This window comes from Enterobacter hormaechei ATCC 49162 (assembly GCF_001875655.1).
In the GTDB taxonomy this organism is placed as follows: domain Bacteria; phylum Pseudomonadota; class Gammaproteobacteria; order Enterobacterales; family Enterobacteriaceae; genus Enterobacter; species Enterobacter hormaechei.
The window spans coordinates 2,869,366-2,886,831 of sequence record NZ_MKEQ01000001.1 but is presented as its reverse complement, the minus strand read 5'-3'; the positions used below and the strand labels follow the sequence as shown (position 1 = coordinate 2,886,831).

At 56.7% G+C, this 17,466-nt stretch carries 21 protein-coding genes; 16 read left to right on the top strand and 5 right to left on the bottom strand.

The genetic code is table 11. From position 1 onward, the window contains the following. Positions 1–22: 22 nt before the first annotated feature. Complete coding sequence (locus BH712_RS14400) at positions 23–1,096, top strand: cellulase family glycosylhydrolase (RefSeq protein ID WP_045288432.1); 1,074 nt, start codon at positions 23–25, stop codon at positions 1,094–1,096. On the opposite strand, the gene emrD is transcribed toward BH712_RS14400, so the two are convergent. From emrD to tisB, 4 genes are all read right to left on the bottom strand, one after another. Continuing rightward, positions 1,014–2,198, bottom strand: coding sequence for a multidrug efflux MFS transporter EmrD (emrD, locus tag BH712_RS14395; protein WP_032673715.1), 1,185 nt, complete (start codon positions 2,196–2,198; stop codon positions 1,014–1,016). The genes BH712_RS14400 and emrD overlap by 83 nt on opposite strands. Positions 2,199–2,373: 175 nt before the next feature. Then, positions 2,374–3,207 (bottom strand): EamA family transporter, encoded by an 834-nt coding sequence (locus tag BH712_RS14390; RefSeq protein ID WP_006808796.1) that lies wholly within the window; start codon positions 3,205–3,207, stop codon positions 2,374–2,376. 62 nt (positions 3,208–3,269) lie between these two features. After that, positions 3,270–3,716, bottom strand: a complete 447-nt coding sequence (locus tag BH712_RS14385; protein WP_006808797.1) for a GNAT family N-acetyltransferase — start codon at positions 3,714–3,716, stop codon at positions 3,270–3,272. Between the two features lie 64 nt (positions 3,717–3,780). After that, positions 3,781–3,870 carry a type I toxin-antitoxin system toxin TisB gene (tisB, locus tag BH712_RS14380; RefSeq protein ID WP_045284243.1) on the bottom strand — a complete coding sequence of 30 codons (90 nt, stop codon included), beginning with the start codon at positions 3,868–3,870 and terminating at the stop codon, positions 3,781–3,783. A 448-nt stretch (positions 3,871–4,318) separates the two neighbouring features. Here tisB and BH712_RS14375 point away from each other — a divergent pair, with 448 nt between their 5' ends. From BH712_RS14375 to BH712_RS14330, 10 genes are all read left to right on the top strand, one after another. Beyond that, positions 4,319–4,738, top strand: a complete 420-nt coding sequence (locus BH712_RS14375; protein ID WP_006808800.1) for a helix-turn-helix domain-containing protein — start codon at positions 4,319–4,321, stop codon at positions 4,736–4,738. A 147-nt stretch (positions 4,739–4,885) separates the two neighbouring features. Continuing rightward, positions 4,886–4,984: an ilvB operon leader peptide IvbL gene (gene ivbL, locus BH712_RS24650; protein WP_057979964.1), complete on the top strand. Its 99-nt coding sequence runs from the start codon at positions 4,886–4,888 to the stop codon at positions 4,982–4,984. A 106-nt stretch (positions 4,985–5,090) separates the two neighbouring features. Further along, positions 5,091–6,779 (top strand): acetolactate synthase large subunit, encoded by a 1,689-nt coding sequence (gene ilvB / locus BH712_RS14365; RefSeq protein ID WP_006808801.1) that lies wholly within the window; start codon positions 5,091–5,093, stop codon positions 6,777–6,779. Between the two features lie 3 nt (positions 6,780–6,782). Next, complete coding sequence (ilvN, locus tag BH712_RS14360; RefSeq protein ID WP_006808802.1) at positions 6,783–7,070, top strand: acetolactate synthase small subunit; 288 nt, start codon at positions 6,783–6,785, stop codon at positions 7,068–7,070. A gap of 82 nt (positions 7,071–7,152) precedes the next feature. Then, on the top strand, positions 7,153–7,746 hold the full coding sequence (gene uhpA / locus BH712_RS14355; RefSeq protein WP_003861054.1) for a response regulator transcription factor UhpA: 594 nt from the start codon (positions 7,153–7,155) through the stop codon (positions 7,744–7,746). Then, complete coding sequence (gene uhpB, locus BH712_RS14350; protein WP_006808803.1) at positions 7,743–9,248, top strand: signal transduction histidine-protein kinase/phosphatase UhpB; 1,506 nt, start codon at positions 7,743–7,745, stop codon at positions 9,246–9,248. The genes uhpA and uhpB overlap by 4 nt, the downstream gene beginning before the upstream one ends. Then, a complete protein-coding gene (uhpC, locus tag BH712_RS14345) occupies positions 9,241–10,551 on the top strand; it encodes an MFS transporter (protein WP_006808804.1) in 1,311 nt (436 codons plus the stop codon). The genes uhpB and uhpC overlap by 8 nt, the downstream gene beginning before the upstream one ends. 132 nt (positions 10,552–10,683) lie before the next feature. After that, positions 10,684–12,075: a hexose-6-phosphate:phosphate antiporter gene (gene uhpT, locus BH712_RS14340; RefSeq protein ID WP_006808805.1), complete on the top strand. Its 1,392-nt coding sequence runs from the start codon at positions 10,684–10,686 to the stop codon at positions 12,073–12,075. 161 nt (positions 12,076–12,236) lie between these two features. Continuing rightward, positions 12,237–13,241, top strand: a complete 1,005-nt coding sequence (locus tag BH712_RS14335) for an alpha/beta fold hydrolase (RefSeq protein ID WP_006808806.1) — start codon at positions 12,237–12,239, stop codon at positions 13,239–13,241. Between the two features lie 151 nt (positions 13,242–13,392). After that, on the top strand, positions 13,393–13,845 hold the full coding sequence (locus BH712_RS14330) for a DUF1198 domain-containing protein (protein ID WP_006808807.1): 453 nt from the start codon (positions 13,393–13,395) through the stop codon (positions 13,843–13,845). Here the strand turns inward: BH712_RS14330 and BH712_RS14325 are convergent. After that, complete coding sequence (locus BH712_RS14325; protein WP_006808808.1) at positions 13,842–14,762, bottom strand: LysR family transcriptional regulator; 921 nt, start codon at positions 14,760–14,762, stop codon at positions 13,842–13,844. The genes BH712_RS14330 and BH712_RS14325 overlap by 4 nt on opposite strands. A 187-nt stretch (positions 14,763–14,949) precedes the next feature. Between BH712_RS14325 and BH712_RS25155 the strand changes: the two genes are divergently transcribed. The 5 genes from BH712_RS25155 to BH712_RS14300 are packed head-to-tail and all read left to right on the top strand — an operon-like array spanning position 14,950 to position 17,452. Further along, complete coding sequence (locus BH712_RS25155) at positions 14,950–15,330, top strand: hypothetical protein (RefSeq protein WP_006808809.1); 381 nt, start codon at positions 14,950–14,952, stop codon at positions 15,328–15,330. A 53-nt stretch (positions 15,331–15,383) separates the two neighbouring features. Continuing rightward, complete coding sequence (locus BH712_RS14315) at positions 15,384–15,608, top strand: 2-hydroxymuconate tautomerase (protein ID WP_032673481.1); 225 nt, start codon at positions 15,384–15,386, stop codon at positions 15,606–15,608. Between the two features lie 3 nt (positions 15,609–15,611). Beyond that, positions 15,612–15,872: an HAD family hydrolase gene (locus BH712_RS24330; protein ID WP_006808811.1), complete on the top strand. Its 261-nt coding sequence runs from the start codon at positions 15,612–15,614 to the stop codon at positions 15,870–15,872. A gap of 5 nt (positions 15,873–15,877) precedes the next feature. Next, positions 15,878–17,098, top strand: a complete 1,221-nt coding sequence (locus tag BH712_RS14305) for an MFS transporter (protein ID WP_006808812.1) — start codon at positions 15,878–15,880, stop codon at positions 17,096–17,098. 45 nt (positions 17,099–17,143) lie between these two features. Next, the gene (locus tag BH712_RS14300; protein ID WP_006808813.1) at positions 17,144–17,452 is read left to right on the top strand and encodes a thiolase family protein; all 309 of its coding nucleotides are present in this window, start codon (positions 17,144–17,146) and stop codon (positions 17,450–17,452) included. The last annotated feature ends 14 nt before the right edge of the window (positions 17,453–17,466 follow it).

Sequence of the window (17,466 nt, the reverse complement as noted above, 5' to 3'; positions counted from 1 at the left end):
TTGATGATTTGCAAGGGGCGTCGTGTTAAAGCCGTTGATTGTCACCATGTTAGCGATCGCTTCCGGCTGGGCCTGTGCTGCTGAGCCGCCCCTGACGGCTGCCCGTTACGCGCAGATGCTGGGGGTCGGGATGGATGTCGACTGGGCGCGCACGGAGCGCGGTATCCGCGAATTCGATCCGCTGGTGGTCCGTGATTTCCAGGCGAAAGGCATACACCATGTCCGTATTCGGGTGGCGGGCGAACCCACGGAAGCGCGGCTGATTCACCTGCGCAAGCTGGTGGAGGCCTGCGAGCAATACGGCGTCATCCCCATCATCGCTTATCAGGCTGATGAATATAAAAACGACCCGAAAGCGGATACCGAAGACGCGGTGATCAACTGGTGGATAGCCGTGGCGCACTATTTTGGTCAGCGTTCGCCGTTGCTGGGGTTTGACCTGATCTACGAACCGGCGGACAAGCTCAACCACAATATTGCTTCGCTCAACCGGGTGTATGAGAAAGCGATCAAAGACATTCACGCCATTGATGCCAGCCGCATGATTTTTATCGCCCCTCGTCTGCGCGCCGCGCCGGAGGATTTATCCAGCCTGAAGCTGCCCGCGCACAGCCAGAATTACCTGCTGGCGGAGTGGCATATTTTTCCCTGGGGTCCGCTGAAAACGAACGGCAAGTACCCGTGGACGTCCGGAACCGTGGCGGAGAAAGCGGCTATCCGTAACCGCATCAACGCCGCGCTGCACTGGCAACAAAAAACCGGGCACGTGAGCTGGGTTGGCGGCTGGGGCGTGGGGGAATCGAAAAGTCTGACGCCAACCGCCTCGCAGATGGCGTTTGCCACGTTTATGGCCTGCGAGCTGCAACACGCGAAAATCCCGTACGCGCTGAACGCGGATTTTCAGTTTTACGACGGGGAAGAGGGGGCGTGGCGGCCTGCACCGGAGCCGTTATTGCAGGCGATGATTGCGCCCGTCTGTGAAAAGCCCGGCGAAAAGCCGGGCCATCATGCGGTTAAACCGGCTGTTCGTGATGCGGGACGCGCGACGCCAGCGGCAGCCAGCACAGCAAAATCAGCAACCCCATCAGCGTCATAAGTAAACCCAAACTCGCCTGCCCGGTCTGCGGCATCATAGCCGAAAGCCAGGCCAGCGCGCCGGAACCGATATTCTGCAAACCGCCCACCAGCGCGCCCGCCGTGCCTGCGAGGAACGGGAACGGCTCCATCGCGCCGCTGGTGGCGAGCGGGAACAGCATTCCCGCGCCGAAGAAGAATAGCGCCGCCGGGATGAGCAGCGTCCAGACCGACATCACGTCAAACAGCCCCGGGATCCACATCATCAGACCCGCCAGCAGGCAGCTGATCACCGACTGCCACATCAGGGTAGAGAAACGTTTGTTCGGACGTCCGGCAAACCACGCGCCGAAGAACGCCGCCGGGATCGGCAGAATAAACAGAATGCTCACCACCATACTGCTCAGGCCCAGACCCGCGCCCAGCAGCACGCCGGAACAGGCTTCAAACACGGCAATGCCCGCCAGACCGCCGATCAGCATCAACAGATAACAGGTAAATGCCCCATTACCGAACAGCGTTTTATAGCTGGCGATAAGCTTCGTGCGCGGCGCGTCCTGTGGACGGGTTTCAGGCATCCAGCGCGCCATGCTGAAGGTGACAATGATGCACAGCACCAGCAGGAAGGCGTAACAGGCGCGCCAGGACCAGACGGTATCCAGCAAACCTCCAATCAGCGGCGCCAGCAGCGGGCTGACCAGAATGCCCATATTTAACAGACTGTTGGCGTGACGAAGCTGGGTGCCCTGATACATATCACGCGGCAGGGTACGCGCCATCACCCCGCCAACGCCGGTGCCCACGCCCTGAAGGGCGCTGGCGGCAATCAGGACGGTCAGGCTGTGCGTGGTAATGGCAATCACCGTCGCCACCATGAAAATACTCATGCCCACCAGAATGACCGGACGACGCCCGACGCGATCGGACAGGGGACCATAAACCAGCTGCGAAACACCATAGGTCAGCAGGTAGGCTGCCATCACGCTCTGTACCGCACCTTCGCGGACGCTCAGATCTTTTGCCATATCGGCAATCGCCGGTATGTAGATGGTTTGCGCCATCTGCCCGACGGCCACCAGTAACACCAGCATCAACAATAAGTTCACGTTCCGTTGTTTTTTCATGTCGCTGAATACTTTTGCCAAAAGAGATAAATAAAGAATAAGTGACTACGCATTCCCATAAATGCGCGAGGAATCTACCACAGAGAGATGACAATTTAAGCATTGTCGCGGTGAATGAAAAAAGCGGATAAGGCAGGATTTGTAAACAAGATCGGCAACTAATGTTGCCAGTGATTTACGCCAGACGCAGCAGGATCGCACCGGCGGCAATGCCCAGCGCTGCCGCGATGCGCAGGCCCACAACCTTCTCTTTTAAAAGCACAAATGCGATTAATGCGCCAAAGAGAATTGAGGTTTCACGCAGTGCCGCGACCACAGCCAGCGGTGCCTGCGTCATTGCCCAGAGCGCCAGACCGTAAGATCCCATCGTCCCGACGCCGCCGAGCAGTCCTTTTTTCCAGTGCAGGCGCAGGTAGCTGGACGCTTCACGACGCCGCGCTACCATTGCCCAGCTCAGCAGGCAGAAGCCGTTCATAAAGAAGGTCCAGAGCGTGTAGCCCAGCGCGGTGTCCGAGAGTCGCACGCCGGTGCCGTCCACCAGCGTATATCCGGCGATAAAACAGGCGTTCAGCAGCGCCAGCCAGACCCCCTTGCGTGACTGCATGCGGCCGTTCATCGCCATCGCCAGAATCGACAGACAAATGACCCCAATGCCGGACCAGGCAAGCCAGGAGAGATGGTCGCCGAGCGCCATTACGCTGATCAGCGCCACCAGCAGCGGGGCGGTGCCGCGCATCAGCGGATAGGTCTGGCTCATGTCGGAGACCTGATAGGTCTTCGCTACCAGCACGGTGTACACCACCTGTAAGGCGCAGGAGACAAACAAAAACGGCCAGCTTGCGGCAGAGGGCTGTGGAGAGAAGGGCAGTAAAATCAGGGCGATCACCGCGGCTGAACCACTAACGCCGATCGCAGAGTAGAGTTTATCCGTTCCGGCTTTAACGATGGCGTTCCAGCTGGCATGCAGCAGTGCGGCGAACAGTAAAATGCAGAAAACGGTGATGGTCATGGCGTATCGGTTGGTGAAATGTCATACAACTGTAACATTCACCCGGCGAGGCTGCCAGCCGCTTACACCGCACAAAAAAGGCGGTGCGTCACCCGGGGTTCGTCTGATACCAGCCGGAAGCCCGCCTGATGATAAAATCCGTACGCGGTTTCCGGCGCATAGGTATTAAGAAAATCAAACCAGATGCTGGCATCCGCCATCACCACGGTCAAAAGCTGTTTGCCAATGCCCTGCCCACGGCACTTCTCGCTGACGTAAAGATGACGAATACGTCCGGCGCGCGGCTGCTGGCTAAACGGATCGCGGTTGAGGCCGCACACGCCCACCAGTCTGCCGTTAAGAAACGCCCCCAGCAGTTTTTCACCCGGCGCGTTAAAGCGGTTTTCACCCCGCTGCCAGTTCTCTTCCAGCCTGTGCAGCATATTGAAATTCAACGCGATACTTTCCGCCTTCAGGGCGATATACCCTGGTTCATCAGGCGTGACAGGCTCAATTAACAGACGCGACATAGCATTCCCTCGTTATTAAAGAGGGGCGGTTGCCCGCCCCTCTCAGGTGCGACTTGAACCTGAATCACTTAACGTATTTCAGGACAGCATCAAGCAGTTGCAATACAGCAACAATGAGTTTGAGGATAAGTATGACCATATCCACGACGCTCATACGCGTCTCCTTTTGGTTAAAAGGAGCACGATGCTGGCGTACCTTTCCGCCGCCTGTGACCAGCACCTGGATTGACGTAACACAGTGTGCTCACTTCAGGGGTTAAGGCACTGACGGCACCACCCGTTTCAGCCAGGACTTCGTTGCGCCGGTAAACTGCGGCCCCCTCGCTCACTGCGAACACCCTCAGTATAGATAAATACTGTATGCATGAACAGTATTTTATGGACAAAATTTGGAAGGCGATCCATACTCAAAAACGTCAAAATCCGTGCCGGAATTGCGCGTTCGTCTTCGATCGCGTATACTTTTCGCGTTGACGTAACACAGTGTGTTCTGCGGCGACCAACCGCAAAACCCTGATAAAAACCTCGCTTAGGCGAGGTTTTTTGTTTTCTGACGAAGTGAAAATAGTATCTTCGGAGAAACATCGCACTAAGGGGAAGAAATGATGATCGTCGCTGATGCAATGAAAGCTACGCACGCCCTTGTTGCGGCCGTTCCTTTACTGGGTGAACAGCCGAGCGAGAAAGATTATAAGGATGCGCTTGAGCTGGTTGAGTATCTCCTTATGAACGAGCCCAATAGCCCCTTGCTGGATATTGTGTGCGCCAGAATTAGCCGTTATGAAGCTAATCGGCCAGAGATAGTCGCATTACGCAAGGAGATGGAGTCCGTTCCCGTCGGAATTGCAGTTTTAAGAACCTTGATGGATCAGTACAAACTGACAATCTCGGATTTTCAGGATGAAATTGGTAGTAAATCGATGGTTTCACGGGTTCTGAATGGTCAGAGACAGCTTACTCTGAACCATATTAAAAAGCTGGCGGCCAGATTTGGGGTATCGCCTGCGCTGTTTATAGAGTGAGTAAAAACCCCTTTTTTGAGTGTCATCCCCCAACCAACGAAACGTGATCCCTGACGCATTTTTGCGCAGATGAAAATATTTCCATTGTCACATCCGAAAACCTGTGTTTGTATAAATTCAATCAATGATTCCAAACACAGGTCCCCAATGACTTCATCCATCTTCACTTCGACCCTACTAAAAACTGCGCAACCAGCCGCAGTGGTCGTCGTGCGTGTGGTGGTGGTCGTCGGCAATGCGCCGTAGGGACTGGATCAACACACGAATCCAAAACCCCGCCGGCGCAAACCGGGCGGGGTTTTTCGTTTAGGACCCTCCCCGGAAGGCTGGCTCAGAAGAAAAGGACTGGAGCATGGCAAGTTCGGGCACAACATCCACAAAGACGCGTTTTACCGGCGCGCAGCTGATCGTTCATTTACTGGAACGACAGGGCATCACCACCGTTGCGGGCATCCCGGGTGGCACGGTGCTGCCGCTGTACGATGCGTTAAGCCAAAGCACCCAGATCCGCCACGTGCTGGCGCGCCACGAGCAGGGGGCAGGCTTTATCGCTCAGGGCATGGCGCGTACCCAGGGCAAACCGGCGGTCTGTATGGCCTGTAGCGGGCCGGGCGCGACTAACCTGGTGACCGCCATCGCCGACGCGCGCCTCGACTCTATTCCACTGATCTGCATTACCGGCCAGGTACCGTCCTCAATGATCGGCACCGATGCGTTTCAGGAAGTCGACACCTACGGTATCTCTATCCCCATCACCAAACATAACTATTTAGTTCGCGATATCAGCGAGCTTCCTCAGGTGATCAGCGATGCGTTTCGCATTGCCCAGTCTGGCCGCCCGGGTCCGGTGTGGATAGACATTCCTAAGGATGTTCAGACAGCAGAGATCGAGATCGACGTCCTGCCGGAGCCGGGCGAGCGTGCCCCCGCACCGGAATTCAGCGCTGAAAGCGTGCGCGACGCCGCCGCCATGATTAACGCCGCCAGACGCCCGGTGCTCTATCTGGGCGGCGGGGCGATCAACGCCGCGGATGAAATCCGCCAGTTTGCGGAAAAAGCCAACCTGCCGACCACCATGACTCTGATGGCGCTGGGCATGCTGCCCAAAGCGCACCCGCTGTCATTGGGCATGCTGGGCATGCACGGTGCGCGCAGCACCAACTACATCCTGCAAGAGGCAGATTTGCTGATTGTTATGGGCGCGCGTTTTGATGACCGGGCGATTGGCAAAACCGAGCAGTTCTGCCCGAACGCCAAAATCATTCATGTGGATATCGACCGCGCCGAGCTGGGTAAAATCAAGCAGCCGCACGTGGCGATCCAGGGCGACGTGGCCGAGGTGCTGGCGCAGCTGATCCCGCAGACGGAGGCAACCGAGCGCGCCGACTGGCGTCAGCTGGTGGCCGATCTGCAACGCGAGTTCCCGGGCGCTATCCCAACCGAAGGCGACCCGCTGAGCCACTATGGACTTATCAACGCCGTTGCCGCCTGTGTGGACGACAGCGCGATTATCACTACTGACGTGGGTCAGCATCAGATGTGGACCGCCCAGGCGTATCCGCTGAACCGTCCGCGCCAGTGGCTGACCTCCGGCGGCCTTGGCACCATGGGCTTCGGCCTGCCCGCAGCGGTTGGTGCGGCGCTCGCCAACCCGGACCGCAAGGTGATCTGCTTCTCCGGTGACGGCAGCCTGATGATGAACATTCAGGAAATGGCGACGGCGGCCGAAAACCAGTTAGACGTCAAAATCATTCTGATGAACAACGAGGCGCTGGGCCTGGTCCATCAGCAGCAGAGCCTGTTCTACAAGCAGGGGGTATTTGCCGCGACCTATCCGGGGATGATTAACTTTATGCAGATTGCCGCCGGTTTTGGCCTGCACACCTGCGATCTGAACGCCGAAGAAGACGCCCATGCGGCGTTGCAGGAAGCAATTTCTCGTCCGGGTCCGGCGCTGATCCACGTGCGTATCGACCCTGAACAAAAAGTGTATCCGATGGTGCCGCCGGGTGCGGCCAATACAGAGATGGTGGGGGAATAAGCCATGCAGAAACAACATGAAAACGTCATTCTGGAACTCACCGTCCGCAACCATCCTGGCGTTATGACCCACGTCTGCGGGCTGTTTGCCCGCCGGGCGTTTAACGTGGAAGGCATTCTGTGCCTGCCGATTCAGGGCAGCGAGCACAGCCGCATCTGGCTACTGGTGAACGATGACCAGCGTCTGGAACAGATGATGGCGCAGATCGACAAGCTGGAGGACGTCACCAAAGTGGCGCGCAACCAGTCGGATCCCACCATGTTTAACAAAATTGCGGTGTTTTTCGAATAGATCGCTTAAGGTAAGCGTCTTTCGCTCTTGTAGGCCGGATAAGCGCAGCGCCATCCGGCGTTTTCAGACCGCAGGAACACCCATGACCACCATCGCCCTTATCGACGACCACCTTATCGTTCGCTCCGGATTTGCCCAGCTTTTGAACCTCGAACCGGATTTTCAGGTCGTGGCCGAGTTTGGCTCCGGTCGCGAGGCGCTGGCGGGCCTGCCGGGGCGCGGGGTGCAGGTCTGTATCTGCGATATCTCCATGCCCGACCTCTCCGGGCTGGAGCTGTTGAGCCAGCTGCCGAAAGGGATGGCGACGATCATGCTCTCGGTCCACGACAGCCCGGCGCTGGTCGAGCAGGCGCTCAACGCGGGCGCGCGCGGCTTTCTCTCTAAACGCTGTAGCCCCGACGAGCTGATTGCCGCCGTGCGCACCGTCTCCACCGGCGGCTGCTACCTGACGCCGGATATCGCCATCAAGCTGGCGGCGGGACGGCAGGATCCGCTCACCAGGCGCGAGCGTCAGGTGGCAGAGAAACTTGCCCAGGGCATGTCGGTGAAAGAGATCGCCGTAGAGCTGGGGCTGTCGCCAAAAACCGTGCACGTTCACCGCGCCAACCTGATGGAAAAACTCAACGTCAGTAACGATGTCGAGCTGGCGCGCCGTATGTTTGACAGCTGGCAATGAATTCCCTGTTTTCACGGCTGATCGCCGTCGTTGCCAGCTTTTTCATCTTCTCCGCCGCCTGGTTCTGCCTGTGGAGTATCAGCCTGCATCTTGTCGAGCGCCCCGAACTGGCGGTGCTGCTGTTTCCCTTCGGCCTGCGTCTGGGGCTGATGCTGCAATGCCCGCGCGGCTACTGGCCCGTTTTATTCGGCGCAGAGTGGCTGATGCTGATCTGGCTGGCGCAGGAAGTCGCTCTGGCGAATCTGCCCTTATTGATGACCGGAAGCCTGCTCACGCTTCTCCCCGTTGCGCTGATTTCCCGCTACCGTCACCAGCGCGACTGGCGCACGCTGCTGCGTCAGGGGGCGGCGCTGATTGCCGCCGCGCTGTTGCAGTCCCTGCCGTGGGTGGGCGAAAAGGAGGTGCTTAACGCCCTGCTGCTGACCCTTACCGGCGGCCTGACGCTGGCGCCGACCTGCCTGGTTTTCTGGCACTATCTCACCAGCACCGTCTGGCAGCCGCTCGGCCCGGCGCTGGTATCGCAACCGGTGAACTGGCGCGCCCGGCACCTCATCTGGTATCTGCTGCTGTTTGTGGTGAGCCTGTGGTTGCAGCTTGGTCTGCCCGCCGAGCTTTCACGCTTCACGCCGTTTTGTCTGGCGCTGCCGATTATCGCCCTGGCCTGGCACTACGGCTGGCAGGGGGCGCTGATTGCCACGCTGATGAACGCCATCGCGCTGATCGCCAGCCAGACCTGGCACGATCATCCTGTTGATTTACTGCTGTCCCTGCTGGCCCAGAGCCTGACCGGGCTGCTGCTCGGGGCGGGCATTCAGCGCCTGCGCGAGCTGAACCAGTCCCTGCAAGCCGAGCTGGCGCGCAACCGCCGCCTGGCGGAGCGTCTGCTGGAAACCGAAGAGAGCGTGCGGCAGGAGGTCGCCCGCGAGCTGCACGATGATATCGGCCAGACCATCACCGCCATTCGCACCCAGGCGGGCATTGTTCAGCGTCTGGCAGCAGAAAACGCAGGCGTGAAGCAGGGCGGGGCGCATATCGAACAGCTTTCGCTGGGTGTCTATGATTCCGTTCGTCGCCTGTTAGGACGGCTGCGCCCGCGCCAGCTTGACGACCTGTCGCTTGAGCAGGCGGTGCGTTCCCTGATGCGCGAGATGGAGCTGGAGAGCCGCGGGATTGTCAGCCATCTCGACTGGCGCATTAACGAACCTGCGCTGAGCGAAGGCCAGCGCGTGACGCTGTTCCGCGTCTGTCAGGAAGGGCTAAACAACATCGTCAAACACGCCAGCGCCAGCGCGGTGACGATCCAGGGCTGGCAGCAGGACGAGCGCCTGATGCTGGTGATTGAAGACGACGGCTGCGGCCTGCCGCCTGGCTCCGGCCAGCAGGGGTTTGGTCTGGCGGGCATGCGCGAGCGCGTAAAGGCGCTGGGCGGCACGCTGACCCTCTCCTGCACCAACGGGACGCGCGTCAGCGTCAGTTTGCCGTTAAGGACGATGCATGTTTAAAACCCCCGCCAGCGCCGCCCCGCTAAGCAACAAAGCGGAAATCGACGCCCGCTACCGCTACTGGCGTCGCCATATCCTGATAACCATCTGGCTCGGCTACGCGCTGTTCTACTTCACCCGCAAAAGCTTCAACGCCGCCGCGCCGGAAATCCTCGCCAGCGGCGTGATGGCGCGCACCGACATCGGCCTGCTGGCGACGCTGTTTTACATCACCTACGGCCTGTCGAAGTTCTTCTCCGGCATCGTCAGCGACCGCTCCAATGCGCGCTATTTTATGGGCGTAGGGCTGATCGCCACCGGCGTGGTGAACATCCTGTTTGGCTTCTCCACCTCGCTGTGGGCCTTCGCCCTGCTGTGGGCGCTGAACGCCTTTTTCCAGGGCTGGGGCGCGCCGGTCTGCGCTCGTCTGCTCACCGCCTGGTACTCACGTAACGAGCGCGGCGGCTGGTGGGCAATCTGGAACACCGCGCATAACGTCGGCGGGGCGCTGATCCCGATGGTGGTAGGCGCGGCGGCGCTGCACTACGGCTGGCGGGCCGGGATGATGATTGCCGGTGGCCTCGCGATTGTCGCCGGGCTGTTCCTCTGCTGGCGCCTGCGCGACAGGCCGCAAACCGTCGGCCTTCCGCCGGTGGGCGACTGGCGGCACGACGAGATGGAGATCGCCCAGCAGCAGGAGGGCGCGGGGCTGACCCGCCAGGAGATCCTCACCCGATACGTGCTGAAAAACCCCTACATCTGGCTGCTGTCGCTCTGCTACGTGCTGGTCTACGTGGTGCGGGCGGCCATCAACGACTGGGGCAACCTGTACATGTCCGAGACGCTGGGCGTGGATCTGGTGACCGCTAACTCGGCGGTGACGATGTTCGAGCTGGGCGGGTTTATCGGCGCGCTGGTGGCGGGCTGGGGCTCGGATAAGCTGTTCAACGGCAACCGTGGTCCGATGAACCTCATTTTCGCCGCCGGGATTTTGCTCTCCGTCGGCTCGCTGTGGCTGATGCCGTTCGCCAGCTACGTGATGCAGGCGGCGTGCTTCTTCACCATCGGCTTCTTCGTTTTTGGCCCGCAGATGCTGATCGGCATGGCGGCGGCGGAGTGCTCGCACAAGGAGGCGGCAGGCGCGGCGACGGGCTTTGTCGGGCTGTTTGCCTACCTTGGCGCATCGCTCTCCGGCTGGCCGCTGGCGCGGGTGATCGACGTCTGGCACTGGAGCGGTTTCTTCGCGGTGATCGCCATCGCGGCGGGGATCTCCGCCCTGCTGCTGCTGCCGTTTTTGCACGCCCAGGCACCGCGCGAAGCGTGACGCGCTTCACCTTTTGCTGCCGAAGGGTGAAAAACTAAGACATTTTCCCGGTTTCACCTGGAAGCTGTCTCAGGCATCTCTCCCGGCTGATTTTTACAATGCTGCAAAAATCAGCTCAGGAGTAAACCAACCATGCTGGCCTTCCTCAATCAGGTGCGCAAGCCGACCCTGGATCTGCCGCTCGACGTGCGGCGTAAGATGTGGTTCAAACCGTTCATGCAGTCCTATCTGGTGGTCTTTATTGGCTACCTGACCATGTACCTGATCCGCAAAAACTTTAACATCGCGCAGAACGACATGATCTCGACCTACGGGCTGAGCATGACGCAACTGGGGATGATCGGCCTGGGCTTCTCCATCACCTACGGCGTGGGGAAAACCGTCGTGTCCTACTACGCGGACGGCAAAAACACCAAGCAGTTCCTGCCGTTTATGCTGATCCTCTCCGCCATCTGCATGCTCGGCTTCAGCGCCAGCATGGGCGCAGGCTCCGTCAGCCTGTTCCTGATGATCGCCTTCTACGCCCTGAGCGGTTTCTTCCAGAGTACCGGCGGGTCGTGCAGCTACTCCACCATCACCAAATGGACGCCGCGCCGCAAGCGGGGTTCATACCTCGGCATGTGGAACATCTCCCACAACCTCGGCGGGGCGGGTGCGGCAGGCGTGGCGCTGTTCGGTGCCAACTATCTGTTCGACGGCCACGTGATCGGCATGTTTATCTTCCCGTCGATTATTGCCCTGATTGTCGGCTTTATCGGCCTGCGCTACGGCAGCGATTCCCCGGAATCCTACGGCCTCGGCAAAGCCGAAGAGCTGTTCGGGGAGGAGATCAGCGAAGAGGACAAAGAGACCGAAGAAAACGAAATGTCCAAATGGCAGATCTTTGTTGAATACGTACTGAAAAACAAAGTGATCTGGCTGTTATGTTTCTCGAACATCTTCCTCTACGTGGTACGCATCGGTATCGACCAGTGGTCAACCGTGTATGCCTTCCAGGAGCTGAAGCTTTCTAAAGAAGTGGCGATTCAGGGCTTCACCCTGTTCGAAGTGGGGGCGCTGGTCGGCACGCTGCTGTGGGGCTGGCTCTCTGACCTCGCCAATGGCCGTCGCGCGCTGGTGGCCTGCGTCGCGCTGGCGCTGATTATCGCCACCCTCGGCGTCTACCAGCACGCCAGCAACCAGTACGTTTACCTGGCCTCCCTGTTCGCGCTCGGCTTCCTGGTGTTCGGTCCGCAGCTGTTGATCGGCGTGGCGGCAGTGGGCTTCGTCCCGAAAAAAGCGATCGGCGCCGCCGACGGGATTAAGGGCACCTTCGCCTACCTGATCGGCGACAGCTTCGCCAAGCTGGGTCTGGGGATGATCGCCGACGGCACGCCGATTTTCGGCCTCACCGGCTGGGCGGGCACCTTCGCCGCGCTGGATGCAGCAGCGATTGGCTGTATCGTCCTGATGGCGATGGTCGCGGTGCTGGAAGAACGTAAGATTCGCCGTGAGAATCGTGCGCAGAAATTAAAAGTAGCCTGAGTGTGCAGGTGACTTCTTTGCCCGGTGTGTGATGCCGGGCTTTTTTATATGCACGTCCTACCTTTACCCCGCTTTACACACCCACTCCTCTCCATGCTCTACAGTGTTTTTTGCTGCCGCCTTTCGTGCAGCCTTAGCCCCTTTGCTAACGGAGAGCTTGCATGTTGACCCGACGATTGTCCTGCCTGGCGCTGTTGATGGCGCTGGCGTCCCCCGCAATGGCTGCGGATGCCCCCACCTACGGCGAGAAGCTGGAAGGTTTTGACTACGGCTGGCCGGTAAAACATTTTACCTTTACCTCGCAGAACCAGCCTCTGGATATGGCTTACCTGGACGTGAAGCCGGAAAAACCCAACGGCCGCACCGTGGTGCTGATGCACGGCAAAAACTTCTGCGCCGGTACCTGGGACGGCACGATCCGCGCGCTTTCAGCCAGCGGGTATCGCGTGATCGCACCCGACCAGATCGGCTTCTGCAAATCCACCAAGCCGGAGCATTATCAGTACACCTTCCAGCAGTTGGCGGATAACACCCACGCGCTGCTGAAAACGCTGGGCGTCGATCGCGTCACGGTTATTGGCCATTCGACCGGCGGCATGCTGGCGACCCGCTACGCGCTAATGTGGCCGCAGCAGGTAGAGCAGCTGGTGATGGTGAACCCGATTGGCCTGGAAGACTGGAAAGCCCGCGGCGTGCCGCACATTACGGTCGACCAGTGGTACCAGCGCGAACTGAAGGTCAGCGCCGACGGCATTCGTCAGTACGAGAAAAACACCTACTACGCCGGGGAGTGGAAGCCGGAATACGAGCGCTGGGTCACCATGCTTGCCGGGCTGAACAACGGGCCGGGCAAAGCGCGCGTGGCGTGGAACTCGGCGCTGCTCTACGACATGATTTATACCCAGCCGGTTGTCTATGAATTTAGCGAGCTGAAGATGCCGGTATTATTGATGATCGGCACGAAGGACAACACCGCCATCGGGAAAGATCTCGCCCCACCGGAGATCCGCAAGACGCTCGGTAACTACGCCATGCTGGGCAAAGAGACGGCGAAGCGTATCCCGCACGCGACGCTGGTTGAATTTAACGACATGGGCCACGCGCCGCAGATGCAGGATCCTGCCCGCTTCCACGAGGCGCTGCTGAAAGGGCTTCAGGCGCGCTGACTGGTCTCCAGCAACAGCCCGCGCAGCCACGCCTGCGCGGGATTGCTTTCATCGCATTTATCCAGCTTTTTTCGGTTCACTATTCTGGCCGTACCCGCTGTCGACACGGTGCGTTTCCCGCTATGATGAGCGGCTAGTCTAAGGAGAACGCATGGTCTGGATAATGCTGGCAACGCTTGCCGTGGTGTTTGTGGTGGGATTTCGCGTCCTGACTTCAGATTCCCGCCGCGCCATCAAACGTTTAAGCGAGCGGCTGGGGATCACCCCGATGCCGGTAGAATCAATGATCGACCAGTTCGGTAAAACGCCGGGCAATGAGTTTATCCGCTACCTTGAGCGACCTGACGAGGCGCATCTGCAAAACGCCGCGCAGGTGCTGCTTATCTGGCAGGTCTGTATTGTTGATGGTAGCGAAGAGAATCTGCATACCTGGTACCGTATGCTGCGTAAAGCTCGCCTTGCCGCACCCATTACCGATGCGCAAATTCGTCTGGCACTTGGCTTTATGCGCGAAATGGAGCCCGATCCGCAGGAGCTTAACGCCTTCCAGTTACGCTATAACCAGCTCTTCCTGCCGGAAGAAGGTGTGTTTTATCTGCATTAAGCCTTTTTGCCGCACAAGAAATTCTGAGCGTTCAGGATCTCCTCTCTGTTTTCATTGAGGCGAGTTGCGGCATAGATATCAATATTTAATCTCTTTGCCTCATCGTCCGTTAGCTCGCGGTAGCATAGCCCCTCCTGATTGAAGGTGCATTTTGACTGAGGCAGTAGCGCAAACCCTTTCCCTCTTGCGATACGGCTTAGCATCACGAGGGAATCATCCGGCTCTTTAATACGCTTCAGCGGCGTTTTCAGTGTGTCAAAGTAACTTTCGCATTTGTCATAGAATGACGGATTGGCGCTTCTCGAAAACCAAAAAAGTGGAAGATCGCTAATGTCTTCCAGCGAGACTTTCTCTTTCAGACTGGCAGGATGTAAAGAAGGCATTGCGATGAGCAACGGTTCCTGGCAGACCCAGCGGTATTGAACAATGTCTTCATGACCCGTTCCTTTTTCCCCGGTCAGCACCAGATCCAGCATATTTTTAGACAAGCTTTGCAGCAGCTGTGCTGACGTCAGGTCGGGCGTTTCAACGTCATCTCCCGCGTTCATTTTTTGAAGCTGGGTATTTACAGGTTCAATATATTCAAAATTAAGCGTGCGCGTGAGACCGATGCGCAGACTCGTTTCTGAAGAGTGAGGATCTTCTTTTAAGCTGCTGATGTCTTTGAGTATTTTTTCAGCCTGAACGACCAGCGCTCGACCTGCTTCAGTGAGGCTAACGTCATGCGTGCTGCGACTGAACAACTGACGTTTCAACACCGCTTCAAGGCATTTTATCTGACGCGTCAGAGGCGGTTGAGTCATGCGCAGACGTTCGGCAGCCTTACGAAAGTTCAGTTCATGTGCAACAGCAAGAAAGCATTGTAATTGTTTGATACTGGGCAGGTTATTGCTGATTAAATGTTCTGCTGAGGCCATACGTGGGTCCTAAATGCGAAAAGGTATTTCGTCTTTTTTCCATTTCGATATTACACGCTAAATGCTGACAGCAAAACCCGTTTTAACAGTAATACAAAAAATATATTACAAATTTAACAATTCCAATAGTTTCCTGTATTGATAAATTTCTATCCGAATCCTCACTTAATCAATATTCGGAGTAATTATGTCGTCTAAATATGTACTGGTATCACGCTTCCCATTAAAAAACACTTTTTCTGAAAAAGAATTTACTTCCTTAAAAAGCGATGAAAACGTTCGCTACTATACCTGTGAAGAAAACGGCGTAAATGAATTGCTGGAATTACGCGCATTCAACGATATTAAAGAAATCGCATGGGTTGAAAGTGAAATGGAATCCATGTTCCATCGTTTCTCTGAAGTTCTTTCTGCCGATATACGTCGCGAACTGCTTAAGTTTGTTGAATCCCCAATTGATAATAAAAATAGCTTGCCACAATCAAATTATATCCAACTCCGACACGTCGAAGTGCCTGCGCATAACTATCAGCAGTACCGTCAGTGGCGCGATGAAACCATTACATAAGAAACGAGCCCGGCTCACGTTCGATGAATTTACAACTATAGAGTGAGAAAAGTATGCCATTTGTTCATGTTATGACCTGGCCTGCGAAAGATGAAAATCAAATCATCAGACTCCAGGAAGATATTACATTTGCCGTTCACAAAAACACGGGTGCGCCGCTGGATAAAATTTCCGTGGTGGTTTCTGAAATTGCGCCTTCCCGCTGGGCGGATGCAGGCGTGTCTGGTACGGATAAAGATTTTCCAGTTAAGAGTCGAAGAAAAAACTACGAGGAATAAAGTTTGCGTAAACATGCCGCTTTTTTTGATGTTGATGAAACGCTTATAAATATTAAAAGCATGTTTGATTTCTATGATTTCTGGTGCAGGGAAAATAATCAAAACGATCGTCTTCAACGCTATATGTCTCGTTTTCGCACCGACGTGAAAGACGGTGTGCCAAGGGAAACCCTGAACAGAGATTATGTGTGGGAGAGCATTCCGCGCTTACCAGATATGCAACTGAAAAAAACTGGCACATTATTTAAATCCTTATTGAGGTAAGTAGTATGACTTCAGAACTCTCTTTGCAAAATATGACGTTAAGGTCATGGCTTGCTTTATTCATTCTGGCTATTTCAACCTTTACTATTGTCACCACCGAACTGGCGCCAGTCGGGTTATTAACGCCAATCGCAGAGGGGCTACAGTCTTCGGAATCTGCGGTGGGCATGACCGTGTCGCTTTATGCCTGGGTGGGGGCGTTAAGTGCGCTGTTTGCCTCCGTCTTTTTGGGGAATGTAGCCAAGAAGCGGCTTTTACTTGTGCTCACCGTGGTGCTTCTGGTCTCTAACGTTATGGCTGCGACGGTACACACGTACAGCATGCTGCTTAGCGCCCGCGTACTGGGTGCGCTCGCTCACGGCGCATTCTGGGCGATGATCGGCGCAACGGCGGTGGCTATGGTCCCTGCCAGATATATAGGGGCGGCGACGTCAATCGTATTTGGTGGTGTTTCCGCAGCAAGCGTTTTTGGCGTACCGGTATCCAACTATATTGGTATCCACTTCGGCTGGCGGCAGGCATTTTGGCTGATGGCCGCGCTGAGCGTAATTGCCTTTGTGGGTATTAGCGTTCTGGTTCCCAGAATTACCAGCAGAAGCGCGCTCGGGCTGGATGCGCTTAAAGGCGTGCTGAAATCGTCAACATTATGGAAAATTTATTCAGCAACCTTGCTGGCTGTGACGGCGCACTTTGCCGCCTTTACGTACATTGAACCCTGGCTACACACGCAGAGTTTACTGTCCACCGCCATTATTCCTGCTGTGCTTTTTGTTTACGGCATCGCGGGTCTGGCAGGTAATTTCCTGACCGGCGTGTTGATTGATAAGTATCTCAAGCTGACGGTCTCTTTGTCTGTACTGCTGATCTGTGCGGTGCTGCTGTTCCTGGGCCTGTCTGGTTCTTCGCTCTCTGCTGCGTTGATATTCACCAGTATGGTTGTCTGGGGTGTCGCCGTATCAGGAATATTTGTCGGCTTCCAGACGTGGGTTTTACGTATGGCAGAGGATAAAGCTTTCCCGGCCTCCGCAATCTACGTTTCATTCTTCAATACTGCCATTGGTATCGGTGCGTCAGTCGGTGCCTGGATGGTTTCAGCATTTTCAATGCCGCTCCTGTATATCGTTGCCGGTTCGGCCATCGGTCTGTCCGTTCTGCTTGTCGCGGTTATTCCATCAACGTTGACCGCAAAACAATCCCGTATGGAGAAATCTTATGAGTCAAATTAATGGCCGCGACGGGCCATACTTTGCCAGGACTAAAGGGAAGTGCGCATGAGCGAGATTGTTATTATTGCAGCCCGCCGCACGGCGACGGGCGCATTTCAGGGCGCACTTGCGGAGCATTCAGCCTCTGACCTGGGAAGCCGCGTCTTTCAGGCGCTCCTGAAAGAATCTGACGTAGAAGCCAGTGATATCTCCCAGATCATTATGGGACAGGTTCTTACTGCGGGGTGCGGCCAGAACCCGGCCCGACAGTCGGCATTGAATGCGGGATTGCCCGTAGATACGCAATGTCTGACGAAACTGAAGCCAGTCTTCCGAAAAGAGGGTACGGTGACGGCGGGGAAGGCGTCGCGTTGAGCGTTTATCGCTAA